Source organism: Sandarakinorhabdus limnophila DSM 17366 (assembly GCF_945882885.1).
GTDB lineage: Bacteria > Pseudomonadota > Alphaproteobacteria > Sphingomonadales > Sphingomonadaceae > Sandarakinorhabdus > Sandarakinorhabdus limnophila_A.
The window spans coordinates 15,936-39,503 of record NZ_CAMCWT010000017.1 but is presented as its reverse complement, the minus strand read 5'-3'; the positions used below and the strand labels follow the sequence as shown (position 1 = coordinate 39,503).

At 65.3% G+C, this 23,568-nt stretch carries 22 protein-coding genes; 17 read left to right on the top strand and 5 right to left on the bottom strand.

What is annotated here, in order from left to right:
- Positions 1–12 precede the first annotated feature (12 nt).
- The 8 genes from Q7O19_RS05690 (at position 13) to Q7O19_RS05655 (ending at position 7,674) form a co-directional block, all read left to right on the top strand.
- A complete protein-coding gene (locus Q7O19_RS05690; protein WP_303809204.1) occupies positions 13–426 on the top strand; it encodes a hypothetical protein in 414 nt (137 codons plus the stop codon).
- Between the two features lie 23 nt (positions 427–449).
- Complete coding sequence (ribD, locus tag Q7O19_RS05685; RefSeq protein WP_303809216.1) at positions 450–1,394, top strand: bifunctional diaminohydroxyphosphoribosylaminopyrimidine deaminase/5-amino-6-(5-phosphoribosylamino)uracil reductase RibD; 945 nt, start codon at positions 450–452, stop codon at positions 1,392–1,394.
- A gap of 9 nt (positions 1,395–1,403) precedes the next feature.
- Positions 1,404–2,006 carry a riboflavin synthase gene (locus Q7O19_RS05680; protein WP_303809202.1) on the top strand — a complete coding sequence of 201 codons (603 nt, stop codon included), beginning with the start codon at positions 1,404–1,406 and terminating at the stop codon, positions 2,004–2,006.
- 52 nt (positions 2,007–2,058) lie between these two features.
- Complete coding sequence (gene ribB, locus Q7O19_RS05675) at positions 2,059–3,336, top strand: 3,4-dihydroxy-2-butanone-4-phosphate synthase (RefSeq protein WP_303809200.1); 1,278 nt, start codon at positions 2,059–2,061, stop codon at positions 3,334–3,336.
- 5 nt (positions 3,337–3,341) lie between these two features.
- Positions 3,342–3,758 carry a 6,7-dimethyl-8-ribityllumazine synthase gene (locus Q7O19_RS05670; RefSeq protein WP_303809199.1) on the top strand — a complete coding sequence of 139 codons (417 nt, stop codon included), beginning with the start codon at positions 3,342–3,344 and terminating at the stop codon, positions 3,756–3,758.
- A 98-nt stretch (positions 3,759–3,856) separates the two neighbouring features.
- Positions 3,857–5,956, top strand: a complete 2,100-nt coding sequence (locus Q7O19_RS05665; RefSeq protein WP_303809197.1) for a patatin-like phospholipase family protein — start codon at positions 3,857–3,859, stop codon at positions 5,954–5,956.
- Positions 5,957–6,184: 228 nt separating this feature from the next.
- Complete coding sequence (locus Q7O19_RS05660; RefSeq protein ID WP_273462162.1) at positions 6,185–6,856, top strand: pyrimidine 5'-nucleotidase; 672 nt, start codon at positions 6,185–6,187, stop codon at positions 6,854–6,856.
- Positions 6,853–7,674, top strand: coding sequence for a 2,3,4,5-tetrahydropyridine-2,6-dicarboxylate N-succinyltransferase (locus Q7O19_RS05655; RefSeq protein WP_303809195.1), 822 nt, complete (start codon positions 6,853–6,855; stop codon positions 7,672–7,674). The genes Q7O19_RS05660 and Q7O19_RS05655 overlap by 4 nt, the downstream gene beginning before the upstream one ends.
- A gap of 57 nt (positions 7,675–7,731) precedes the next feature.
- On the opposite strand, the gene Q7O19_RS05650 is transcribed toward Q7O19_RS05655, so the two are convergent.
- Positions 7,732–8,322: a hemerythrin domain-containing protein gene (locus Q7O19_RS05650; RefSeq protein WP_303809193.1), complete on the bottom strand. Its 591-nt coding sequence runs from the start codon at positions 8,320–8,322 to the stop codon at positions 7,732–7,734.
- 357 nt (positions 8,323–8,679) lie between these two features.
- Between Q7O19_RS05650 and Q7O19_RS05645 the strand changes: the two genes are divergently transcribed.
- The 3 genes from Q7O19_RS05645 to Q7O19_RS05635 are packed head-to-tail and all read left to right on the top strand — an operon-like array spanning position 8,680 to position 12,203.
- A complete protein-coding gene (locus Q7O19_RS05645; protein ID WP_303809192.1) occupies positions 8,680–10,083 on the top strand; it encodes a M20/M25/M40 family metallo-hydrolase in 1,404 nt (467 codons plus the stop codon).
- A gap of 10 nt (positions 10,084–10,093) precedes the next feature.
- The gene (locus Q7O19_RS05640) at positions 10,094–11,509 is read left to right on the top strand and encodes a M20/M25/M40 family metallo-hydrolase (protein ID WP_303809190.1); all 1,416 of its coding nucleotides are present in this window, start codon (positions 10,094–10,096) and stop codon (positions 11,507–11,509) included.
- Between the two features lie 37 nt (positions 11,510–11,546).
- On the top strand, positions 11,547–12,203 hold the full coding sequence (locus Q7O19_RS05635; protein ID WP_303795366.1) for a YjbE family putative metal transport protein: 657 nt from the start codon (positions 11,547–11,549) through the stop codon (positions 12,201–12,203).
- 6 nt (positions 12,204–12,209) lie between these two features.
- Here the strand turns inward: Q7O19_RS05635 and Q7O19_RS05630 are convergent, their stop codons facing one another.
- Entirely contained in the window at positions 12,210–13,181 is a 972-nt protein-coding gene (locus tag Q7O19_RS05630; protein ID WP_303809188.1) for a quinone oxidoreductase, read from the bottom strand.
- Between the two features lie 142 nt (positions 13,182–13,323).
- On the opposite strand from Q7O19_RS05630, the gene Q7O19_RS05625 reads away from it, so the two are divergent.
- The 6 genes from Q7O19_RS05625 to Q7O19_RS05600 all read left to right on the top strand — a co-directional run bounded on the left by Q7O19_RS05625 (position 13,324) and on the right by Q7O19_RS05600 (position 19,317).
- Positions 13,324–13,572: a DUF6489 family protein gene (locus Q7O19_RS05625; protein ID WP_303809187.1), complete on the top strand. Its 249-nt coding sequence runs from the start codon at positions 13,324–13,326 to the stop codon at positions 13,570–13,572.
- Between the two features lie 11 nt (positions 13,573–13,583).
- Positions 13,584–14,888, top strand: a complete 1,305-nt coding sequence (gene mnmE, locus Q7O19_RS05620; RefSeq protein ID WP_303809184.1) for a tRNA uridine-5-carboxymethylaminomethyl(34) synthesis GTPase MnmE — start codon at positions 13,584–13,586, stop codon at positions 14,886–14,888.
- Positions 14,889–15,185: 297 nt separating this feature from the next.
- Positions 15,186–17,042: a tRNA uridine-5-carboxymethylaminomethyl(34) synthesis enzyme MnmG gene (gene mnmG / locus Q7O19_RS05615; RefSeq protein WP_303809182.1), complete on the top strand. Its 1,857-nt coding sequence runs from the start codon at positions 15,186–15,188 to the stop codon at positions 17,040–17,042.
- Position 17,043: 1 nt separating this feature from the next.
- Positions 17,044–17,664 carry a 16S rRNA (guanine(527)-N(7))-methyltransferase RsmG gene (gene rsmG, locus Q7O19_RS05610; RefSeq protein WP_303809180.1) on the top strand — a complete coding sequence of 207 codons (621 nt, stop codon included), beginning with the start codon at positions 17,044–17,046 and terminating at the stop codon, positions 17,662–17,664.
- Positions 17,661–18,437, top strand: coding sequence for a ParA family protein (locus Q7O19_RS05605; RefSeq protein ID WP_303809178.1), 777 nt, complete (start codon positions 17,661–17,663; stop codon positions 18,435–18,437). The genes rsmG and Q7O19_RS05605 overlap by 4 nt, the downstream gene beginning before the upstream one ends.
- A gap of 10 nt (positions 18,438–18,447) precedes the next feature.
- Positions 18,448–19,317, top strand: a complete 870-nt coding sequence (locus Q7O19_RS05600) for a ParB/RepB/Spo0J family partition protein (RefSeq protein WP_303809177.1) — start codon at positions 18,448–18,450, stop codon at positions 19,315–19,317.
- Between the two features lie 193 nt (positions 19,318–19,510).
- Here the strand turns inward: Q7O19_RS05600 and holA are convergent, their stop codons facing one another.
- From holA to leuS, 3 genes are read right to left on the bottom strand one after another with little or no spacing between them, the layout of a single operon-like run.
- The gene (gene holA, locus Q7O19_RS05595) at positions 19,511–20,536 is read right to left on the bottom strand and encodes a DNA polymerase III subunit delta (protein WP_303809176.1); all 1,026 of its coding nucleotides are present in this window, start codon (positions 20,534–20,536) and stop codon (positions 19,511–19,513) included.
- 13 nt (positions 20,537–20,549) lie between these two features.
- Positions 20,550–21,053, bottom strand: coding sequence for an LPS assembly lipoprotein LptE (gene lptE / locus Q7O19_RS05590; RefSeq protein WP_303809175.1), 504 nt, complete (start codon positions 21,051–21,053; stop codon positions 20,550–20,552).
- On the bottom strand, positions 21,046–23,568 hold the full coding sequence (leuS, locus tag Q7O19_RS05585; RefSeq protein ID WP_303809174.1) for a leucine--tRNA ligase: 2,523 nt from the start codon (positions 23,566–23,568) through the stop codon (positions 21,046–21,048). The genes lptE and leuS overlap by 8 nt, the downstream gene beginning before the upstream one ends.

Below are 23,568 nucleotides of genomic sequence, written 5' to 3'. Positions count from 1 at the left end.
ATCTTGGCCGCTATGGCCTTTCTTGATCCCCCTGATGCCACCCAGCGCCGCAAGCGTTACTGGATCGCCGCCGGCTCCGTGCTGGCCACGACCATCCTGATGACGATGTTCCTGCTCGAATCGCGCTGGGGCTACATGAAGCCCGATTCGGTGATCATCTATGCGCAAAGCTGGAAGGCTGACCGCAGCCGGGATGATGCCATCGCCGATGTGAAAGCGACGAAGGCCGCGCGCGAAGCCCGGCTGGCTGAAGCCCGCGCTGCCATTGCCGGGCTGTCTGGCCAGCCGAAGATCGACGCGCAGAAACAATATGATGATTATGTGAAGGGCGGCGGCTTCAAGCGGGATCTGCCCTATGTCGCCGCAGAGCCATCCGTGCAGGCCATCGTGCGCGTGCCGGCCCCGGCCGAACCGCCGATCGAGTGAGGGCTCCCGACGACTGGCGGTTCATGGGCGCGGCGCTGGCGCTGGCCAGCCGCGGCATTGGCACGACCTTCCCCAACCCGTCGGTCGGCTGTGTGATCGCGAAAGATGGCCGCGTGGCTGGGCGCGGCTGGACACAGCCGGGCGGCCGCCCGCACGCCGAAGCCTTGGCGTTGAGCCAGGCCGGTCAGGCCGCAAGCGGCGCCACCGCCTATGTGACGCTGGAACCCTGCGCCCATGTTAGCCCTCGCGGGCCCAGCTGTGCCGACAGCCTGATTGCCGCCGGCGTGGCGCGGGTGGTGATCGCCGCGCATGATCCCGATCCGCGCACCGATGGCGATGGGGTGGCGCGGCTGCGCGCGGCCGGCATCGCGGTGACCACAGGCGTGCGCGACGCCGAGGCCGAACAGCAATTGGCCGGCCTCCTGACGCGCCTCAAACTGGGCCGGCCGCACATCACGCTGAAACTGGCGGTGTCGCTCGACGGCGCCATCGCCATGGCCGACGGCCGCAGCCAATGGATCACCGGTGAGCGCGCCCGTGCCGCCGCCCATCTGGAACGCGCCCGCGCCGATCTGATCGTGGTTGGTCGCGGCACCTGGGATGCGGATCAGCCCCGGCTGGATGTGCGCCTGCCGGGCCTCGAAACCCGCACGCCGCGCATCGGCGTTGTCGGGCGCGGTGACGGCCTGCCGGACCATTTCACGCATTTCCCCGATCTCGCTGCGCTCACCGCCGATCCGGCGCTGTGTGTGCTGGTTGAAGGCGGCATGGGCCTCGCCGCCAGCTTGGCTGCCGCCGATCTGGTGGATGCGTTGCTGCTGATGCGCGCGCCGATCCTGATCGGAGCGGGCCGCGCGCTGGGCGATATCGGCCTAGCCGAGTTGCCAGAGGCGCACGGCCGCTGGGCGGCAGGCGCGGCGATGATGCTCGGCCCCGACCGCATTGAACGTTACGCACGGACACGTTAGGGCAGCCCCATGTTCACCGGCATCATCACCGACATCGGCATCATCACGCATGTGGAAGAGCGCGGCGATCTGCGCGTGACCGTGCAGACCGGGTATGACACCACCGGCATCGCCATCGGCGCGTCCGTTGCCAACAGCGGCGTGTGCCTGACGGTGGTGAGCAAGACCGCGAACAGCATCAGCTTCGACGTGTCCGCCGAAACCCTGCGCTGCACCGCCGGCGGCATGTGGAGCCAAGGCGCGCGGCTCAATCTTGAGCGCGCACTCAAGGTGGGCGATGAACTCGGCGGTCACATCGTCACTGGCCACGTCGATGCCGTCGGCCAGATCGCCGCCATCACTGCGGAAGGCGATTCCAAGCGCTTCACCTTCCAGATGCCGGCCAGCGTCGCGCCCTATGTGGCGCCCAAGGGCAGCATCTGTTTGAACGGCGCGTCGCTGACGGTGAACGAGGTCAGCGATGATGATCTTGGCCACTGGTTCACGGTGAACATCATCCCGCACACCGCCGAATGGACCACCTTCGGCACCGCCAAGGCCGGCGACGAGGTGAATATCGAGATCGATGTGCTCGCCCGCTACCTGTTCCGGATGAACCAGCTCAACTCTTGACAGCGCAATGTGATGAGCGCATCCCGTCTTCACATTTCGATGTGAGGCCCCGATGAGCGAATCCCTGATTGCCCGGCTGCGTGACCTGGTTGCCAGCGGCGAGGAATCAAAAGCCGGCATGGCTCGCGCCGCTGGCCTGCACGCCAACAGCTTGCGCGCGCTCGACGAAGCCGAGTGGAACCCCACCACCGATACGCTCCGGAAACTGGAAAACTGGCTGGCCGATCGCAGCAGCGGCCCGGCGCTGTCCCCCATCGAGGATATCATCAACGAGGCCCGCAACGGCCGCATGTATATCCTGGTCGACGATGAAGACCGCGAAAACGAAGGCGACCTGATCATCCCCGGCCAGATGGCGACGCCCGATGCCATCAACTTCATGGCCAAGTTTGGCCGCGGCCTGATCTGCCTTGCCTTGGCTTCAGAGCGCGTGAAGGCACTCGGCCTGCCGCTGATGGCGCAGCACAATGGCACAAGGCACAGCACCGCCTTCACCGTGTCGATCGAGGCCAAGGAAGGCGTCACCACCGGCATTTCGGCTGCCGATCGCGCCCGCACCATCGCGGTGGCCATCGATGCCGGCAAGGGCCCGGAACATATCGTTTCGCCCGGTCACGTGTTTCCGCTCGTCGCCCGCGATGGCGGCGTGCTGGTGCGCGCTGGCCATACCGAAGCCAGCGTGGACATCTCGCGCCTGGCCGGTCTCAGCCCCAGCGGTGTGATCTGCGAGATCATGAACGACGATGGCACCATGGCGCGCCTGCCCGATCTGATCCCGTTCGCCCGCCGCCACGGCCTGAAGATCGGGACCATCCGCGATTTGATCGCCTATCGCCACGCCCATGACCGGCTGGTGAAGTGCGTCGCCGAAACAAAGCTGGAAAGCTGGCACGGCGGCGAATGGCTGGCGAAAACCTATGCCAACACTGCCGAATATGGCGAGCACATGGTGCTGCAAAAAGGCCGCATCGAACCCGGCAAGCCCACGCTGGTGCGCGTCCACACCCAATCCATGTTCACCGACATGTTCGCCGAAAAGGGTGAGCGCGCCGGGCAACTGGGCCGCGCCATGGACGCCATCGGAGAAGAAGGCGCCGGCGTCATCGTCATCATCCGCGACGGCAGCCCCACCGCCATTTCCGAACAGATGCGTGCCAAGGGCCAGGGCGAATCCATCGTGCTGCGCGATTACGGCATCGGCGCGCAGATATTGGTTGATCTTGGCGTCACCGACATGATCCTGCTCACCAACCAGCACCGCAACATCGTCGGCATCGAAGGCTATGGCCTGCACGTTGTTGGCGAACGCGCCATTCCCCCCCGGAGCTGAATCTCATGCACATCCTGATCGTCGAAGCCCCGTTCTACACCCACATCGCCGATATGCAGCGCAACGGCGTGACCGAAGCCCTGAAGGCCGCCGACGCCACCTATGACGTGATCACCGTGCCCGGCGCGCTGGAAGTGCCGGCGGCCATCGCCTTTGCCGATGCCAGCGGCGAGTATGATGGCTATGTCGCGCTGGGCTGCGTGATCCGCGGCGAGACTTATCATTTCGAAGTCGTCGCCGGTGAAAGCGCGCGGGCCATCATGGCGCTCACGCTCGACGGCCTCGCCATCGGCAACGGCATCCTGACCGTAGAAAACGAAGCCCAAGCCATCGCCCGGGCCGACAAAACCCAGAAGAACAAGGGCGGTGAAGCGGCGGCCGCCGCGCTGGCCATGGTGGCGCTGAAACAGCGTTTCGCCTGAGCCACGGTTTGCCAAGTTCGTGCTTGGCCTTTGCGATGCCGTGATGGCACACTGATTGATAGGGTCGCGAACCGCTGTTTCCAGGGGGAGGCGCCGTCATGACCGATCCGCACACCATCCAGTCGATCGACGCCGCCGGCCGGCCCCAGGAATGCGATCTGATCATGAAGGGCGGGGTGACGAGCGGCCTCGTCTATCCCGGCGCCATCGCCACCCTTTCTGAAACATTCCGCCTGCGCAATATCGGCGGCACATCGGCCGGCGCCATCGGCGCGGTGGCGGCTGCTGCGATGGAATATGGCCTGCGGACGGGCAGGAACCCCAAGGCCCGGGAACGCATGGCCTGGCTGCACGATGAACTGGCCCAGCGCACCGATCAGGGCGCCTCCCGGCTTGATGCCATGTTCTGCGGCGATCCGGGCACCGCGCCGCTGCTCGATGCGCTGAAGGGCGCGCTCAACAGCCAGCCCGCCGCGATCCTGGGCCTGATCAAGGCCGCACTCCCCACATTGCCGGGCAACGCCCGCCGCGCGCTGTGGCTCGCGGCCGGGGCCACGGCCCTTGAAATGCTCGCCGGTGCCGGCCTCGGCTGGCTGCTCACCGCTGGCTGCAGCCCTGGCGTGCAGGGCTTCGCCACGGCATTGGCCGCCGTCGCCAGCCTTGCCTTCGCCGGCTGGTGGAACCTCAAGGCCAGCCTGGTGCAGGCGGTGCCGCTCTCGCTCGACAGTCTCAACCGGCTGCTGCAGCCGATCGTGGCCAACGGCCTGGGCCTTGCCACCGGCTTCGCCTTGCCGGCCCACACCTTCAACCAGCGCCAACTGCCTTCGCTCACCCAGTGGCTGCACCAGACCATCCAGCAACTGGCCGGCCTGCAAGAAAACAGCACAAGCGAGGTGCTGACCTTCGGCAAGCTGTGGTCGCTGGGCCTGTTGCCGGAACCCAGCGCCCTTGATCCGCGCGCCATCGATCTGGTGCTGGTGTGCAGCGATCTCAACCGCGTGCAATCCACCAGCTTCCCCTTTCTGTTCGACAACCAGCGGCTGTTCTACGATCCTGCCGAATGGGCACGGCTGTTTCCAGAATCGGTGCTGCAGGCGCTGGACGCCAATGCCTGGGCCGTGGCCAGCAACACCGAAATCCCCGATGATCTGGGCTATGGCCGCGACGAGGTGGAAACGGCCGTGGCCCGCCTTGGCGATCTGGGCCAGCGGCTGCGGCTGCTGCCCAAAGGCCGGCACATCCCGATCCTGGTCGGCGCCCGCGCCTCCATGGCTTTTCCCGGGCTGTTCACGCCGCTGCCGCTGTGGGTGTTGCGCTGGGTCGGCCAACCGGAAGTGCCGGAAGAACGCACGCCGTTCCTCTCACGCCTCTATCTCTCCGATGGCGGCATCACCTCAAACTTCCCCATCCACCTGTTCGATGCCGTGGTGCCCAGCCGGCCCACCTTCGCCATCAATCTTCTCTATCCCGATGATGATCTTTCCATCGAGGAATATGGCGTGCTCGACAGCGCCGCGATGCGCGGCAAGGCGGTGCCCGGCAATGTCCGCACGCTGGGCGGCACCCGCGCCGACACCGGCAGCCTGCAATTGACCGACCTGATCATGCCCTTTGCCGATGGTGACCGCGTTGCCTTCTACAAGGAACCGACCGCGGGCACCCCGTTGGCGCAACTGGCCGGGCTGGGCTTGCGCGTCGTTGAAACCGCCCGCACCTGGGGGGATGTCAGCCTCTACAATCAGGTTGGCATGCGCGATCGCATCATCCATGTCCGCCTGGCCGGCAACGAAGGCGGCTTCAACCTCAGCATGCCGGCCCAGACCATCACCGCGCTGAGCGACAAGGGCACATTTGCCGGCAGCGTTCTGGCGTGCCGCTTCCGCCGCGATGCGCCCGTCGATCCGCTCGACGATCCCGCCGATCCGCGCTTCACCCTCACCTGGGACAATCACCGCCGCATCCGGGTCGAAGGCCTTTTGGCTGCACAGGATCTGCTTGCCGGCCGGTTCAACGCGCTGTGGCCCGACAACAGCGGCCTTGTTGGCGATGCGCATTATCGGGCCGTGGCGCACGGGCTGGCCGGCATCGGGGCGCTGACCGTGCCCGTCCCCGATCCGCTGGCCGATGCCCTGCGGCCCTTGAATGTGCTGCGCATGCGCCCGTCCGGCAGCGACCCGCGCGCCAGCCGCCGCGCCTGACACCCGCGACACACTGAAGCGCGGCGGTCTTGCCGCAGTGCACAATGAATAATGGGGGTCCATGATTCGGTACGCCTGTTCCTCCGTTCAGGTTGGCATGGGTGCCGTTCCAGCGATCCGACCCGCTTGCTCGGCACCCACGCCCCCTGCCGCCCCACGCGGGCGGCCCGGCTTCCCCCCAAATTGCCACGATGACAGCGTCGCCCTTTGCGCTTATGGCCAGCCGCCATGGCCGCGCTGTCCCATATTGATCACTGGATCTTCGATCTCGACAACACGCTGTACCCGGCGCACTCGGCGCTGTTCCCACAGATCGATCGGCGCATGGGCCTTTATATCCAGCGCCTGCTGAATGTTGATCCGATTGAGGCGCACCGCATCCAGAAGGAACTGTATCACAGCCACGGCATGACGCTGCCCGGCCTGATGGCACTGCACAATGTCGATCCCCACGATTTCCTGGCCAATGTCCACGATGTCGATATCGACGTGCTGCGCCCGCACCCGGAACTGGGTGACCTGATCGCCCGCCTGCCGGGGCGCAAATATATCTTCACCAATGCCGATGCGCCTTATGCGGAACGCGTGCTGGAACGCCTGGGCCTCACCCACGCGTTCGACGGCATGCACGACATCCACGCGCTGGATTATGTGCCGAAACCGCAGCCGCCGGCCTACACCCACATGTGCGCCGCCCACGGCATCAACCCGAAACGCGCGATGTTCGTGGAAGACATGGCGCGCAACCTGACGCCCGCCAAAGCGATCGGCATGACAACCGTGTGGATCGACAACGGCAGCGAGCAAGGGCCGGGCAGCGACCGCGATCACATCGACTTCATCATCAACGACCTCGCCGCCTTCCTGGGGCAGGTGCTGGAACAGGTGGAAACCGCATGAACATCGAAGCCATCATCAACGCCGGCTGGGAAGAGCGCACGACCGTTACCAGCGCCACCCACGGTGAATTGCGCACCGCCGTCAACGCGGCGCTGTCAGCGCTCGACGCCGGCGAATTGCGCGTCGCCGAGCCGGACGGCACCACCCACCAGTGGCTGAAAAAGGCCGTGCTGCTGTCTTTTCGCCTGCACGATAACGTGGTGATGCCCGGCTTCGGTCACGCCGGCTTCTACGACAAGGTGCCGCTGAAGTTCGACGCTTGGGGTGATGCCGAATTCCGCGCCGCCGGCTTCCGCGCCGTTCCCGGTGCCGTCGTCCGCCGCGGCGCCTATATCGCGCCGGGCGCCGTCCTGATGCCCAGCTTCGTCAACATCGGCGCGCGCGTTGGCAAGAACAGCATGATCGATACCTGGGCCACGGTCGGTTCGTGCGCGCAGATCGGCGAAAATGTCCACATCTCGGGCGGCGCCGGCATCGGCGGCGTGCTCGAACCGCTGCAGGCCAACCCGGTGATCATCGGGGACAACGCCTTCGTCGGCGCCCGCGCCGAAGTCGCCGAAGGCGTCATCGTCGGCGAAGGCGCGGTCCTCTCGATGGGCGTCTATCTGGGCGCGTCGACAAAGATCATCGACCGCGCCACCGGCGAAATCCACATCGGCAAGGTGCCGCCCTATGCCGTCGTCGTCTCCGGCACCCTCCCCGGCAAACCGCTGCCCGATGGCACGCCCGGCCCCAACCTCTATTGCGCCGTGATCGTGAAGACCGTGGACGCGCAAACCCGCAGCAAGACCGGCATCAACGAGCTTCTGCGCGACTGAACATGATTATGGGGCAGGGATCGCTCCCCGCCCCACATGTCGTCTGCGAACGGCGGTTCAGGCCACCTTGAACCCCTCACGGTTCATGCGGCTGGTCAGCGCCTTCTTTTCCTCATCGGTCAGCATCGCCTGCAAGGTCGGGAACACCACGTCCTCCTCCTCGCGCACGTGCGATTCAAAGGCGGTGCGGATAGCGGCGACCTTTTCCAGGAAGCCTGGACCCTTCGCCTTGCCGATCATTTCCAGCGCATACAGGCCCTGCTTCACCTCGAAATGATCGGTGTTCAGCGCTTCGGCCACATCGCTCTGGCCATGTTCGGCCACCACGCAGTAGATCACATATTCTTCCTGCACCTGGTGCTTGCCCATGGCGTACTGCAGTTCGAGCACCAGCGCGGCGCGCTTGGCCACATCCTCTTCCCGCGTGGCCGCCAACTGCTCCAGCAGCGTTCGCGCGGCCTGATGTTCGGCCTTCAGGCCTTCGAACCAGTCGCCCGCCGCAAAGGTCGCCGCTTGCGAAGCCGCCTTGCGACCCGCCGAAACCATCATGCCCAGCCCGAAACCAGCCACCCCGGCCATCAAGGCCGATGTGCCGCCGTTGCCGATCGTCATCTTCCGTCCCATCGTGCGTGTGCTTGTATCCGTCATGGTGAATTCTCCTTTTCCCATGACCATCAAACCCGTGCCGCGCGCAGAAGTTCCAAAGGCCGGCGATGTTCGTCCGGCATTCCGGGCAGCCTGTCCCAGCGTGTATTTGTGCGCTGAAGGGAAAAGGAAAAGTCGGGGCCTCCGACGGGCAGGTTCGCAGACCCTGCACCCGTTTGTTTTCGGGCGACCCATTTCTCACAGCCAGTACGACTACGACCTCGTGCGACAGGCTTGAAACAACGAAAGTGGGTGCAGGGCCTCAGGCCCTGCCCGCCGGAGGCCATTTCTTCCTATCGCCTTTGCCCCTTGCCATCCCGCAGCCGCCCCGCTTTGATGCCGGCAACAAGGGGAAACATCATGCGCACATTCATCGCCGCACTTCTGGCCGCCACCATCGCCGTTCCGGCCAGCGCTCAGGCGCTGCGGCCCGACCAGCAGGCGTTCCGCGCGCTCTACAAGGAGCTGGTGGAGACCAACACCACCGTGTCCACCGGCAGCTGCAATCTAGCGGCCGAGCGGATGGCGACGCGGTTGAAGGCCGCTGGTTACACCGATGCCGATATCAAGCTGTTCCCCGGTTCCGCAGAACGCCCGCAGGATGGCGGGATGGTGGCCACGCTGAAGGGCAGTGATCCGAAGGCCAAGGCGATCCTGCTGCTCTCCCACCTCGATGTGGTGGAGGCCAAGCGCGCCGATTGGGAGCGCGATCCCTTCACCTTCATCGAGGAGGGCGGCTTTTTCTATGGTCGCGGTGTGAGTGACGACAAGGCGCATGGCGCGATCTTCACCGATGCGATGGTCCGGCTGAAGCAGGGCAAGGCGCCCAAGCGCACCGTGAAGCTGGCGCTGACCTGTGGTGAGGAGGGCGGGCCCTACAACAGCGCCAAGTGGCTTGTGGAGGAGCATCGCGACTGGATCGAGGCGCAATTTGCCTTGAACGAGGGCGGCGGCGGCAAGGCCGACGCGACCGGCAAGCCGATCAGCCTCGCCTTCCAGGCCGGCGAGAAGGTGTATCAGGATTTCACGCTGGAAACCCGGAACCCCGGTGGGCACAGCAGCCGCCCGCGCCCGGACAATGCGATCAATGAACTCGCCGCCGGTCTGGTGAACCTGGCAAAGAATGATTTCCCGGTGATCCTGTCGGACACGACGCGCGCCTATTTCGCCGAGATGGCCAAGCTGAGCGATGCGCCCACCACTGCTGCCATCCGCACCCTGCTGGCCAATCCGGCCGACGCGGCTGCCGAGGCCATCGTGTCGAAGGATCCGGGTTGGCACTCCACCCTGCGCACCACCTGCGTGGCGACGATGCTGGACGCCGGCCACGCCCGCAACGCCTTGCCGCAGCGCGCCCAGGCCAATGTGAACTGCCGCATGTTCCCCGGTGAGAGCGTGGAAAAGGTGCGCGGGCAAATCGTGGAGCGGCTGGGCGACCCCACCATCACCGTCACCCCGCGCGCTTCGGAAAATCCGGAAAAGGCCGCGCCGCCGCCGCCGCTGTCAGACATGGTTTATGGCCCTGCCGGCGCGCTGGCGACCAAGCATTTCCCCGGCATCCCCCTGATCCCGACCATGGCCACCGGCGCCACCGATGGTCGTTATCTGAACGCTGCCGGCATGCCGACCTATGGCATGCCCGGCCGTTTCGGCATGCCCGACGGCAATGGCGTCCACGGCCTCAACGAGCGGATTTCCGTCGCAGGCGTGATGAAGGAACGCGACTATCTGTTCGATCTGATCACCGCCTACGCTGCCAAGTAAGGATAAACCGATGCGCGCGCTCTTCCTCACCGCTGCCCTGTTCGCCAGCACCGCAGCTCAGGCCCAATATGTCAGCCAACAGCCCGGCGAGGCGCAGTTCCGTGCGCTGTTCAAGGAAATGGTGGAGACCGACACCAGCGTCACCACTGGCAGCTGCACCGCGGCGGCCGAAAAGCTCGCCGTACGATTCAAAGCGGCAGGCTTCGGCGATTCCGACATCACCCAGTTCAGCGTGCCGGAGTTCCCCAAGGATGGCGGCATCGTTGTCCATCTGAAGGGCAGCGATGATGGCAAGAAGGGTGGGGTGAAGCCGATGCTGCTGCTCGGCCACCTCGATGTGGTCGCCGCCAAGCCGGAAGACTGGACGCGCAGCCCGTTCACCCTGATCGAGGAAGGCGGCTATTTCTATGGCCGCGGCACCTTTGACGACAAGGCGCAGGCCAGCATCTGGGCCGATCTCCTGATCCGCATGAAGGCCGGCAAGGCGCCAAAACGCACCATCAAGCTGGCGCTTACCTGCGGGGAGGAGACCACTTACGCCTTCAACGGCGCTGATTGGCTGGCGAAGAACCGCCCCGAACTGATCATGGCCGAATTCGCGTTGAACGAAGGCGGCGGCGGCCGCAACGGCCCCGATGGCAAGCCGCAGGGCCTGGCCGTGCAGGTGGGCGAAAAGACGGTGCAGAATTTCTGGATCGAAGCCACCAACCCCGGTGGTCACAGCAGCGTGCCGCGCCCCGATAACGCCATCACCGATCTCACCGCCGCCGTGGTCGCCGTGAACCGGCACGAATTCCCGGTGCAGTTCACCGATACCACCCGCACCTATTTCACCACCCTGGCGAAGGTGATGCCCAATCCTGTTGGCCCCGCCATGGCCCGCCTGCTCACCAACCCGAATGATGCCGAAGCCAATCGCATCGTTTCGATGGACCCGACCAATCACAGTGTGCTGCGCACCACCTGCGTCACCACTCTGCTGGAAGCCGGCCACGCCGAAAATGCCCTGGCCCAGCGCGCCCGCGCCAACGTGAACTGCCGCATGTTCCCGGGCACCGATCCCAATGCACTGAAAGCCGATCTGGAAAAGGTCATCGCCAACGCCAAGGTGAACGTTAGCCTGAAACCGCCGATCCGCCCGGTGGCCAAGCCCACCCCGATGAACCCAGCCATTATCGGCCCGATGACCAGCGTTGCCGCCAGGCACTTCCCCGGCGTGCCGATGCTGGCCATTATGAGCACGGGTGCTACCGATGCCATCTACATCACCCCGATCGGCATCCCGGTGTACGGCGCCCCCGGCACGATGATCGATGCCGATGGCAACGGCATTCACGGCCTGAACGAACGTATCAGCGTGCGAAGCCTGATGCAGGGCCGCGATTATCTTTCCGATCTGGTGATGGTGCTGGCGAATCCCAAATAGTCTGGCACTCCGGCCCGCAACACCCTACATGCCCGCCATGGACATCGCCCACCTGCTCAGCCCCGAAGCCCTGTCCGCGTTTGGCCAGGTCGTGCTGATCGACGTCGTGCTGGCCGGCGACAACGCCATTGTGGTCGGCGCACTAGCGGCGGGCCTCCCGGCGGCCCAGCGCAAGAAGGTCATCCTGATCGGCATTATCGCTGCGCTGGTGCTGCGGATCATCTTTGCCCTGGCGGTCACCCAATTGCTGCAGATCGTCGGCCTCATCCTCGCCGGCGGGCTGCTGCTGCTGTGGGTGGCCTGGCGCATGTGGCGCGAAATCAACCCGCGCAGCGCTCTGATCGACGCGCCGGGCAGCGACAGCGATGATTTCGTCGCCACCGATGCACCGCCGCCGGCCAAGAGCTTCGCCGCCGCGGCGTGGAGCGTTGCGCTGGCCGACGTGTCGATGAGCCTCGACAATGTGCTCGCCGTCGCCGGTGCCGCGCGCGAACATCCCGATATCCTCATCGCCGGCCTGGTGCTGTCGGTCGCGCTGATGGGCATCGCCGCCAACATCATCGCCCAGTATATCGAGCGCTACCGCTGGATCGCCTATGTCGGCCTGGTCGTGATCGTCTATGTCGCCTTCAAGATGATCTGGGAGGGCTTCAACGAAGTCGCCCCCATCGTGCAACCAATGGTCGGGATGTAGGCCTCCTTACGGCACCAGCACCGTCGATCCCGTCGTCAGCCGCGCCGCCAGTTCTTCGTGCGCCTTGGCGGCGTTGGCCAGCTTGTAGCGCTGGTTGATCGCCAGCTTCAGCCCGCCCGATGCCATCAGCCCCAACACTTGGCCTGCATGCTGCAGCCGTTCTTCCGGCGTGGCATAATAATCAAACAGCGTCGGCCGCGTCGCAAACAGCGATCCCTTGCGCGCCAATGTGCCCAGATCCACCCCCGAAACCGGGCCGGAGGCATTGCCGAAACTGATCATCAGGCCCCGCCGTTTCAGGCTGTCCAGGCTTGATTCCCAACTGTTCTTGCCCACCCCGTCAAACACCACGTCCACACCGCGTCCACCGGTCAGCGCCCGCACTTGCGCCGCCACATCGCTGCTATCCAGCACACCATGATCCGCCCCGTGCGCAGCAGCCAGCGCCAGTTTCTGCTGCGTGCCGGCAACCGCAATAACAGTCGCCCCCGCCAGCTTCAGCCATTGCACCAGCAACAGGCCCACACCGCCCGCGGCCGCCGGTACCAGCGCCCAGTCCCCTGGTCGAACCTTCGCGCAGCGTTCCACCAGGAATTCGGTGGTGCAGCCCTTCAACAGCCCGGCCGCTGCCATCTCGTCCGACACACCATCAGGCAACGGAACCAGCATCGCCGCGGCAATGTTGCGGTGTGTGGCATAGGCTCCGATCGGCCCCCAGCAATAGCCCACGCGCGTGCCAACGCTCAGCGTCACGCCCTCGCCCACCGCTTCCACCACGCCAGCCGCTTCGAGCCCCAGCCCTGATGGGAAGGCAATCGGATACAGGCCGGAACGATGATAGGTGTCGATGAAATTCAGCCCGATCGCCGTGTGGCGCAGCTGCACCTCCCCCGGCCCCGGCGGCGGCAGCGTGATGTCCTGCCACTGCATCACTTCCGGGCCACCACTGGCATCGATCCGGATCGCCTTCATGCCCATTCCCCTTCATGCTGCACGTATGTTGCGCGGTAACTGTTTGTTTTTACTAGAATGGCAGTTCGACTCAGCATCGCCTTGCCGATTGCCACTTCCCACCGCTACACTAGCGCGAACCGAGCCAAGGAAAAGAGGCATTGCGGCCATGAAGATCAGCTTCGACATTGATTGCACACCAGAAGAAGCCCGCACCTTCTTTGGCCTGCCCGATCTGCAGCCCCTGCACGATGTCTATCTCGATCGCATGAAGACCGCGATGACCGAAGGCATCACCGCCGCCGATTGGCAACGCATGATGCAGAATTGGGCGCCCGGCATCGCCGGCGGTTTTGAACAATGGCAGAAACTGATGATGGCCGGGCTCGGCGCCGCCGCCGGCAAGTCACAAGGCTGAACGATCCTGCCATGACCGATACAATTGCGGCGCTGGCCAGCGGCCGTCCGCCGGCAGCGCTCGCCGTTATTCGCCTGTCTGGCCCAGCCGCCTTCGCTGCCGTTCTGGCCCTGGCTGGCCGCGTGCCGCCGCCGCGCCGCCTCAGCCTGTGCCAGCTTCACGCGGGGGATAGCTTGCTCGATGAGGCCCTCGTCGCCGTCTTCCCCGGCCCCACAAGCGCCAGCGGCGAAGACCTTGCCGAATTCCACCTGCACGGCGGCCCCGCCGTCGTCTCCGGCGTGCTCACCGCCCTCACTGCGCTGCCCGACATCCGACTGGCCGAACCCGGCGAATACACCCGCCGCGCCTTCGCCAATGGCCGCATGGATCTCGCGCAAGTCGAAGGCCTGGCCGATCTCGTCAGCGCTGAAACCGCCAGCCAACGCGATCAGGCCCTCGCCCTGGCCGGGGGCGCCCTCGGCCGCCTGGCTGACGAGTGGCGCGAACGCTGCCTGATGCTGCTCGCCGAAGCCGAAGCCGGCCTCGATTTCGCTGAAGACGAAGCCGATGTCGCCGAACGCCTCGACGAAGCCGCCCGCCACCAGCTGCTCGCCATGGCCGATGAACTCGCCGGCCTCATCGCCGATTCCACCCGCGCCGCGCGCATCCGCGAAGGCCTCTCCATCGCCGTCACCGGGCCACCCAACGTCGGAAAATCCAGCCTGGTCAATGCCTTGTCCATGCGCGACGCCGCCATCGTCACGCCCATCGCCGGCACCACACGCGACGCCATCGAAGTCCCGCTCGACCTGGGCGGCATCGCTGCCGTCCTGATCGATACCGCAGGCCTTCGCGATACCAGTGATCCTATCGAGGCTGAAGGCATCGCCCGCGCCCGCCGCCGCGCTACCGCCGCCGATCTCGTTGTCAGCGTCGCCAGCGCCGACGCACCGCAGTGGCCGACACCGACAGCCGACGGGCCGCCCCACTTGCTGCTGCTCAACAAGTGCGACCTTGGCCAGCCTGACTTGCCAGCCGGCGCCCTGGCCGTTTCTGCCACCACCGGCGCCGGCATGGCGCAGTTGCGCGACTGGCTCTCCACCTGGGCTCACACCACTACCCGCCCTGGCGAACCGGCCCTGTTGGCCCACGCCCGCCACCGCGCCGCCTTTTCCGACGCCGCAGCCGCCATGGGCGACGCCGCTCACGCCCCGGAACCCGTCCTCCGCGCCGAATCCCTGCGTGCCGCCGCTCACGCCTTCGGCCGTATCGCCGGCCGTATCGGCGTGGATGACGTGCTGGATCGGATCTTCAGCCGCTTCTGCATCGGGAAGTAGTCGTCCCCCGCTCCGCTGCGCCAAACTTGATCCGGGGCGCCGCTTCCTTTGCTTGAAGTAAAGATGGAGCCTCCGGCGGGCGGGGACGCAGTCCCTGCACCCATTTGATTTCGCGCAGCCCGCGCACCACAAGCGCAATCCAGCGCCGCAGGCAACGGAACAAACCTGCGGCGCTACTCTATGAGATATCAGCGCTGTCCAGAATCGAACGTGGGTACAGGGCCTCAGGCCCTGCCCGCCGGTGGCCCTCTTCCGCTTCCTCCAATGTTTCACGTGAAACATTACCCACGAGTCGCTATGGATGTCGTCATGCACGATTTCGACGTCATCATTATCGGTGCCGGCCACGCCGGTTGCGAGGCGGCTGCCGCCGCCGCGCGGCGCGGCGCACGTGTGGCGTTGGTCACGCTACGCGCCGATGATCCCGGCACGCTGAGCTGCAATCCCGCGGTGGGCGGCATCGGTAAGGGTCATCTCGTCACCGAGATTGATGCACTGGGTGGCATCATGGGGCGGGTCACCGATGCGGCTCGGTTGCAGTCCCGACTACTGAATCGGTCGAAGGGCCCGGCCGTGCACGGCCCGCGCGCGCAAGTTGATCGCGCCTTGTATCGCGCCGCCATGGCCGAGGTACTCGACGAGTTGCCGTCGCTCTCCATTATTGCCGCCGCCGTTGAGGGCCTGATCCTCGAACAGGGTCGCATCGTCGGTGTTGACACTGCCAAGGGCCGGCTGTGCGCGCCTGCTGTCGTGCTCACCACCGGTACCTTCCTTGGCGGCATGATGCACATCGGATCGGCCTGCGAGGCGGGTGGCCGGGTCGGGGCGCAGGCCAGCGATCTGGGCCAGTCGCTGCGGGCAATGGGCCTGCCGGTGAGCCGGCTGAAGACGGGCACGCCGGCCCGACTTGATGGCCGCTCCATCGATTGGGCGGTGCTGGAATGGCAACACGGCGACGATGATGATCCCCGCTTCAGTCGCTTTGGCAAGGCCAATGACCGGCCGCCGATTCCGTGTGCTGTCACACGCACCAGTGTGGAGACGCATCGCATCATCCGCGACCATCTCGGGGAATCGGCACTTTATGGCGGCCACATTGATTCGGTGGGCCCGCGCTATTGCCCATCCATTGAGGACAAGGTGGTGCGTTTTGGTGATCGTGACGGCCACCAGATTTTCCTGGAGCCAGAGGGCTATGATGACATCACCATCTATCCCAATGGTCTCTCAACGTCGCTGCCGCTGCATGTGCAGGAAAAGTTCATCGCCTCGATCAAGGGCCTGAAACGCGCTCGCATCCTGCGGGCCGGTTATGCCATTGAGTATGATCATGTCGATCCGCGGGCATTGACGCCCGGCCTTGCCGCGAAGGATGTGCCAGGACTGTTCCTCGCCGGCCAGATCAACGGCACCACCGGTTATGAGGAAGCCGCTGCACAGGGCCTTGTGGCCGGCGCTAACGCTGCCGCAGCCGCGCTGGCGCTGCCCGAGCTCATCGTCGATCGCACCCAGGCCTATATCGGCGTGATGATCGACGATCTCACCACGCACGGCGTAGCAGAGCCATATCGCATGTTTACCAGTCGCGCCGAGTATCGCCTTCGCCTTCGGGCCGACAATGCCGATCAGCGTTTGACCCCGCTGGGCCTTGATCTCGGCCTCGTCCCCGCCGCGCAAGCCGCTGATTTCCATGCGGACCAGACGGCCAGCGAAGCCGCCCGGGCCATGCTCGACAGCCTGTCGGCCACGCCCCACCAACTTGCGACCCATGGAATCGAAGTACGCCAGGATGGCCAGTTGCGTTCGCTGTTCGATTGGTTGCGCTTTCCCGCTGTCACCCATGAAGCCGCTCGCCGCGTGTGGCCAGAACTTGCACAGGTGCCGGACGACCTCTTCGCCAGCCTGGCGGTGGACGCCAACTATGCCACCTATATCGTTCGGCAGGAATCAGAGGTCGCAGCCCTTCGCCGCGACGAAGGGCTGACATTGCCCGCCAGCCTCGACTTCACCGAAGTGGCCGGACTGTCCAAGGAAATGGTCGAACGCCTCAGCCGCGCACGCCCGCTCACCTTGGGCGCCGCCAGCCGTGTGCCGGGCATCACCCCGGCGGCACTGATCGCTCTGTTGCCCCACACCACCCGCCGGGCGGCCTGAGATGAGCCAAGACGCCCGCACCGCATTTGCGACCGAGTTCGATGTTTCACGTGAAACATTGGCCAAGCTCGATCGTTTCGCCGAACTGCTCACCGAATGGCAGCAGCGCATGAACCTGGTCGGCCCATCGACCCTGCCGCACATCTGGGATCGCCACTTCCGTGATTCGGCACAGCTGTTGGCAATCGCCGGCCCCGGCAGATCCTGGCTCGATATCGGCGCCGGTGGCGGCTTCCCCGGCCTGGTCCTCGCTATCCTAGATCCCGAATCCAATATCACGCTCGTCGAATCCATCACCAAGAAATGCCGCTTTCTGGACGCCGTCGCCCACGAAACCCACGTCGCCGGCCACGTAGCAGTCGCCAATGTCCGCGTGGAGGCGCTGGCCGGCAGCAAGTATGACATCATCACCGCACGTGCTGCCGCCGGCCTCGAGACCTTGTTAGATTGGGGCATGCGCTTCGCCGGCTCTGGCACGCGCTGGATCCTGCCAAAGGGCGCCCGCGTGCAGGAAGAGCTTGCCAGCGCAGCCAAGCAGTTCCACTTTGACCATGAGCTGATTCCCAGCCGCACCGATTCCGATGCCCGCATCGTGGTCGCGAAAAGGGTTAAACGCCGATGATTATCGCGGTCGCCAATCAGAAGGGTGGGGTTGGAAAGACGACCACCGCCGTTAATCTTGCCACTGCGCTGGCTGCTGTTGGCAAGCGCGTGCTGGTGGTTGATGCGGATCCGCAGGGCAATGCTTCCACTGGGCTGGGTATCGGCCGCAAGGATCGAGATCCCTCAATTTATCAAGTGCTTGTGGATGGCGTTCCCGCCGCTGCAGCCTTGCGCCAGACGGCCATCCCGGGCCTGTCGATCCTGCCGGCCGATGCCGCCCTGGCCGGCGCGGAGGTGGAGCTGGTCGATGCTGACCGCCGCTCCCACCGCCTCGCCGATGCGCTGGACAGCCTACCGCCACAGGATTTCGTCATCATCGATTGCCCGCCATCACTGGGCCTCGTCACCGTCAATGCGCTGGTCGCCGCCGATGCCGTGCTGGTGCCGCTGCAGAGCGAGTTCTTTGCATTGGAAGGACTCAGCCACCTGCTCGGTACCATCGAACGGGTGAAGGCCGGGCTGAACCGCCGGCTGGAACTACTTGGAATCGTGCTGACCATGGTCGATCGCCGCAACCGGCTGTCTGACCAAGTCTGCGCCGATGTCCGGGCGGTGATGGGCGCCAAGGTGTTGAAAACCATGGTGCCACGCAACGTTCGCCTGTCGGAAGCGCCCAGTCACGGACTGCCGGCACTGATCTATGACAGCGGCTGCGCCGGCTCCGAGGCCTATCTGGCGCTGGCCCGCGAGCTGCTGGAACGCATCGAAGGCCCATTGGCACTGGCCGGATGAAGAGGGATAAATGACGGACAACAAACGCAAGTCCGGCCTTGGGCGCGGGCTTTCTGCGCTGCTCGACGATATCGCGGCGCCGCCAACTGCCACTGCGCCCGGCGTTGTCCGCCTGCCCGTCGCCGATATCGTGCCCAACCCGGGACAGCCCCGCCGCCAGTTCGATGAGGCGGCGATGGCGGAACTCGTCGCCTCGGTGAAAACTCACGGCGTATTGCAGCCTATCCTTGTCCGCCGCTTCAATGGCCGACACCAGATCATCGCCGGCGAACGCCGCTGGCGCGCGGCCCAGGCTGCCGGCCTGCACGAGATCCCGGTGGTCGTCCGCCAACTCGACGACCGGCAAGTCTCTGAAATTGCGCTAATCGAGAATATCCAGCGCGCCGATCTGAACGCCATCGAAGAAGCTCGCGGTTACCAGAAACTTATTGCCGATTTCGGTCACACCCAGGCTGTGCTCGCCGATATCGTCGGCAAATCACGCAGCCATGTCACCAATCTGCTTCGCCTCCTCGATCTGCCCGCGTCGGTGCAGACCTTGGTGGAATCGGGCGCTCTCTCCATGGGGCACGCCCGCGCCCTCGTTGGTGCAGCCGATGCCGAAGCCCTGACCGAGCGGGCTGTAAAACAAAGCCTTTCAGTTCGCGCCCTCGAAGCCCTCGTATCCGGCGGCAAGGCCAAGCCGAAGGCCCCGCGCGCCACCCCGGCAGGCGCGGCCAACGATCCCAACAGCGACGCGCTCGAAGAGCAACTGGCCGAAGCCCTCGGCATGCCGGTAGCCCTCCAAGTCGCCCCGGGCGCTTCTAGCGGCAGCCTCACCATCCGCTTCGCCGACCTCGACCAACTCGACCTGCTCTGCAGCAAGCTCGGCGTGGCTTAAGGAGAAATGGCCTCCGGCGGGCGGGGTCGCAGACCCTGCTCCCGATTGTTTTCTGACGGTCCCGAACGAAAAGGGCGCACACCAACGCTGCAGGCAAGAAACTTATGCCTGCGGCGCTGACTTTTGGGGCTGGGCGCCAACCGATAACGAAAGCGAATGCAGGGGCTCAGCCCCTGCCCGCCGGAGGCTCCTTTTAACGCCTCCGGGCGGCAACGGCAGCGCGGCGGGTAAGATCAAGCAACAAATTCTGCGCGCCGAGATCGGCGAGACTGCCGCTGGCTTTCACGGCGCGCTCGGCGGCAAGGATGTCGCCCATGGCCGCAGCGAGGGCCGGCTGGCTCCACAGCGACAACGCCTTGATGATGATGGGTTTTTCTTTCCAGAAGATGGCCTTACCCTGGCCTTCAACGACGGCGGCCGGTGTGTCGCCGCCATCGACTTCGGTGCGCAGCAGGGTGAGTTGCGCGAAGCGGCGCTCGAGGGCGCGCAACAGCGGGATAGCAGTGCCATCGGGCAGACGGCCGAGGAGGTCGGTGGCTTCGACCACATCGCCAGTGGTGATGGCGGCGATCGGTGCGAACAGCTCGGCTTCTCCGGTGGCAATACCCAGCGCGGCGAGATCTTCGGCGCCGAGCTGCTTCGGGCTTTCCGGGGTTGAATCCTTGTAGAGGGCGTATTTCTCAAGCTCACGGCGCATGATCATGCGGTCGCCGCCGGCGCTTTCAAACAAGGATTCGGGCACGCCGCGTTCCAGCCGCAAGCCGAGCGGCGCGGCCATCTCGCCGAGCAGGCGGCCTGCATCGCGCAGGCTCGCTTCGTAATTAATGCAAGCGGCGATGGCGGGGTGCTTGTCGGCCAAGGTCAGCAGCTTGCTGCCCTTCTTGAAACTGCTGGCCACAGCCAGCACCGGGTGGCCTGGCGGGCCTTCCAGCAACGCCTCCACGGCCGCCAGCGCATCGTCGTCGAGACCGTCGACGCGCACCAGTTCGCGATCCCCGAACATGGAAAGGCTGGTGGCGGCCGCCATCAGTGCCTGGGGGTCGGACTTCAGCGCATTGCCCGCCAGTTCGGTGATGGTCACGCCGGCGCCCAGACCGGCCGTGACCTGCCCCGCCATGTCACGCGAGGCGGATTCATCGGGGCCGTGCAGCAACACCAGCCGCACATCGGCGGGCCAGGCGCGGGCGACGGCCGCTATCCGGCCCGAGTCTGCCTTCATCGGTCGGCCTTCATCAGCCTTTGGCGGCGCGGGCGTAGCGGGCGAGGCGCGCGCTGATCTGGCGGGCGAGATCGACGGAGAGACGTTCCAGCGCTGTCGTTTCAGCGGCGACAACCGCGAAATTGGAACTGACACGATCGATGCCGGCGTCGGCCGCAGCGGTATCATCCACCAGCACGGTGCCGGTGGCAGCATCGACCAGCCGATAGCGGGCACGCAACATACGCCGTTCACGCGCCGCCGAGGAATCGCCGCGCACACCAAAGGCCGTGATCTGATCATCCAGAGCGATTTCAAGGCGATATCGTGGGCTTGCCACGGCGAGGCCGAACTGGTCTTCCAACGCCTGTCGCACCATGAAGCCAGCGCGTTCCGGGATGGGTGCGATGGCGATATCCGCCAGCAGCGTTGCCGGGGCGGACGCGTTGCCGCCGGCATAGACCGGGCTGAGCTGGCAGCCAGGCAACGCCAGCAACGCCAGCGCGGCGGGGATAAGAAGGCGGCGGGCATCAGACAACGATGTTCACCAGGCGATCGGGAACAACGATGATCTTCTTTGGCGCGGCGCCGTCAAGGGTGCGCTGCACATTCGGCAACGCCAGCGCATCGCCTTCCAGCACGGCCTTGTCGCTGCCCTTGGCGGCGGTGAAATCGCCCTTCAGCTTGCCGTTAACCTGCACGGCGATGGTCACTTCATCGTCCACCAACAGTGCCAGGTTGGCGATCGGCCAAGCGGCATCGCACACGAGGCCATCCTGCCCAAGCAGCGCCCAAGCCTCTTCGGCAAGGTGCGGCGCCATAGGCCCCACCAGCTGCACAAGCGTGATCACCCCGGCGCAGCGGCTGGGGCCGGCGGTGCTGCGCTCCAGCGCGCCGACCAGTTCATACAGCCGGGCGACGGCCTTGTTGAACTGCAGCTTTTCGATATCGCTGGTCACGGCGGCGATGGCGCGGTGGACGATGCGATCCAGCTTCACGTCGGCAGCGCCGTCGGCCGCAGTCGCATTGTCTTCAGCCAGCCGCCACACGCGTTGCACGAAGCGCCAGGCGCCGTCGATGCCAGCTTCGGACCACGCCAGATCGCGTTCCGGCGGGCTGTCAGACAGCACGAACCAGCGCACGGCATCAGCACCGTAACGGCCCAGAATGGCATCGGGGTCGATGACATTCTTCTTGGACTTCGACATCTTGATGACGCGGCCGATCTCGACGGCCAAGCCGTCATCCTTCAATGTCGCACTGGTACCGGTGCGCTCCACCTCGTCCGGCGTGTACCACACGGGTGGCAGGCCTTCACCCTGCGGCCGGCTGTAGGTCTCGTGGGTCACCATGCCCTGCGTGAAGAGGCCGGCGAACGGCTCCGCCACATCGAGCATGCCGATGTGCTGCAGGGCGCGGGTCCAGAAGCGGGCATAGAGCAGGTGCAGGATGGCATGCTCCACCCCGCCGATATACTGGCCGACCGGCAGCCATTTTGCCGCCACCGCCGGATCGAACGGGCGATCATCGGGCGAGCTAGCGAAGCGAATGAAATACCAGGACGAATTGGTGAAGGTGTCGAGTGTGTCGGTCTCGCGCCGAGCTGGCTTGCCGCATTGCGGGCAATCCACATGCTTCCACGTCGGGTGGCGATCGAGCGGGTTCCCCGGCACATCGAAGGTCACGTCTTCGGGCAGGATCACCGGCAACTGCTTCTTCGGCAACGGCACGACGCCGCAGATCTCGCAGTGGATGATCGGGATCGGCGTGCCCCAGTAACGCTGGCGGCTCACCCCCCAATCGCGCAGGCGATATTGCGTCACGCCTTCGCCCCAGCCTTCGGCCTCGGCGCGCGCAATCACGGCGGCGCGCGCGTCGTCGGCGCTCATGCCGTCGAGGAAGCGCGAGTTCACCATGCGGCCGGGGCCGGTATAGGCCTCGTCGTGAATGGGGGCGTTTTCCTCGCCCTCGGCAGCGACGACGCGGATCACCGGCAGCTGGTATTTGCGGGCAAAATCGAGGTCGCGTTGATCGTGACCGGGGCAACCAAACAGCGCGCCGGTGCCATAATCCATCAGCACGAAATTGGCGACGAACACCGGCAGGCGGATGCTGGGATCGAGCGGGTGGATGACGCTGAGACCGGTGTCGAAGCCCAGCTTTTCCTGGGTTTCGATATCGGCAGCTGCAGTGCCGCCGGCCTGGCATTCGGCGATGAAAGCGGCCAACGCCGGGTTGGTCTCTCCGCACTGGCGCGCCAGCGGGTGATCGGCGGCGATCGCAGCGAAGCTGGCACCGAACAACGTATCGGGCCGGGTGGTGAACACGTCGAAACTGCCGCCACCCTCTACCGCAAAGGTGAAGCGCAGCCCGGTTGAACGGCCGATCCAGTTTTCCTGCATCAGCTTGACCTTGTCAGGCCACTGATCGAGCGTCTTGAGCCCGTCGACCAGATCGTCGGCGAAATCGGTGATCTTCAGGAACCACTGGTTCAACTTGCGGCGTTCCACCAGCGCGCCCGATCGCCAGCCGCGGCCATCGATCACCTGTTCGTTGGCCAGCACGGTCATGTCGACCGGATCCCAATTCACCGCCGATTCCTTGCGGTACACCAACCCGGTGGCCAGCATATCGAGGAACAGCGCCTGTTCCTGACCGTAATAATCCGGCTCGCAGGTGGCCAGTTCGCGTGACCAATCGAGCGCAAAACCCAGCCGCTTCAGCTGGGCGCGCATCGCGGCGATATTGGCGCGTGTCCAGCCGCCGGGGTGAACACCCTTTTCCATCGCGGCATTTTCGGCCGGCATGCCAAACGCATCCCAGCCCATCGGGTGCAGCACTTCGAAACCTTGCGCCCGTCGCGTACGCGCCACCACATCGCCCATGGTGTAGTTGCGCACATGGCCCATGTGGATGCGCCCCGATGGATAGGGAAACATCTCCAGCACATAGGATTTGGGCTTGGGGCTGTCGTCGTGCGCGGCAAAGCTCTGCCGTTCGTCCCAAAGCGCCTGCCACCGCACTTCGGCGGCCTGGTGGTCAAACCGGGACAT

Excerpts from the sequence above, each read along its gene's own strand:
- Q7O19_RS05670 (WP_303809199.1), top strand. The coding sequence starts at position 3,342 with ATGCACATCCTGATCGTCGAAGCCCCGTTCTACACCCACATCGCCGAT.
- Q7O19_RS05665 (WP_303809197.1), top strand. The coding sequence starts at position 3,857 with ATGACCGATCCGCACACCATCCAGTCGATCGACGCCGCCGGCCGGCCC.
- holA (WP_303809176.1), bottom strand. The coding sequence starts at position 20,536 with ATGAAGGCAGACTCGGGCCGGATAGCGGCCGTCGCCCGCGCCTGGCCC.
- Q7O19_RS05655 (WP_303809195.1), top strand. The coding sequence starts at position 6,853 with ATGAACATCGAAGCCATCATCAACGCCGGCTGGGAAGAGCGCACGACC.
- leuS (WP_303809174.1), bottom strand. The coding sequence starts at position 23,568 with ATGTCCCGGTTTGACCACCAGGCCGCCGAAGTGCGGTGGCAGGCGCTT.
- mnmG (WP_303809182.1), top strand. The coding sequence starts at position 15,186 with ATGGATGTCGTCATGCACGATTTCGACGTCATCATTATCGGTGCCGGC.
- Q7O19_RS05635 (WP_303795366.1), top strand. The coding sequence starts at position 11,547 with ATGGACATCGCCCACCTGCTCAGCCCCGAAGCCCTGTCCGCGTTTGGC.
- mnmE (WP_303809184.1), top strand. The coding sequence starts at position 13,584 with ATGACCGATACAATTGCGGCGCTGGCCAGCGGCCGTCCGCCGGCAGCG.
- Q7O19_RS05650 (WP_303809193.1), bottom strand. The coding sequence starts at position 8,322 with ATGACGGATACAAGCACACGCACGATGGGACGGAAGATGACGATCGGC.
- ribD (WP_303809216.1), top strand. The coding sequence starts at position 450 with ATGGGCGCGGCGCTGGCGCTGGCCAGCCGCGGCATTGGCACGACCTTC.
- Q7O19_RS05600 (WP_303809177.1), top strand. The coding sequence starts at position 18,448 with ATGACGGACAACAAACGCAAGTCCGGCCTTGGGCGCGGGCTTTCTGCG.
- Q7O19_RS05690 (WP_303809204.1), top strand. The coding sequence starts at position 13 with ATGGCCTTTCTTGATCCCCCTGATGCCACCCAGCGCCGCAAGCGTTAC.
- Q7O19_RS05680 (WP_303809202.1), top strand. The coding sequence starts at position 1,404 with ATGTTCACCGGCATCATCACCGACATCGGCATCATCACGCATGTGGAA.
- rsmG (WP_303809180.1), top strand. The coding sequence starts at position 17,044 with ATGAGCCAAGACGCCCGCACCGCATTTGCGACCGAGTTCGATGTTTCA.
- Q7O19_RS05605 (WP_303809178.1), top strand. The coding sequence starts at position 17,661 with ATGATTATCGCGGTCGCCAATCAGAAGGGTGGGGTTGGAAAGACGACC.
- Q7O19_RS05645 (WP_303809192.1), top strand. The coding sequence starts at position 8,680 with ATGCGCACATTCATCGCCGCACTTCTGGCCGCCACCATCGCCGTTCCG.
- ribB (WP_303809200.1), top strand. The coding sequence starts at position 2,059 with ATGAGCGAATCCCTGATTGCCCGGCTGCGTGACCTGGTTGCCAGCGGC.
- Q7O19_RS05660 (WP_273462162.1), top strand. The coding sequence starts at position 6,185 with ATGGCCGCGCTGTCCCATATTGATCACTGGATCTTCGATCTCGACAAC.
- Q7O19_RS05625 (WP_303809187.1), top strand. The coding sequence starts at position 13,324 with ATGAAGATCAGCTTCGACATTGATTGCACACCAGAAGAAGCCCGCACC.
- Q7O19_RS05640 (WP_303809190.1), top strand. The coding sequence starts at position 10,094 with ATGCGCGCGCTCTTCCTCACCGCTGCCCTGTTCGCCAGCACCGCAGCT.
- Q7O19_RS05630 (WP_303809188.1), bottom strand. The coding sequence starts at position 13,181 with ATGGGCATGAAGGCGATCCGGATCGATGCCAGTGGTGGCCCGGAAGTG.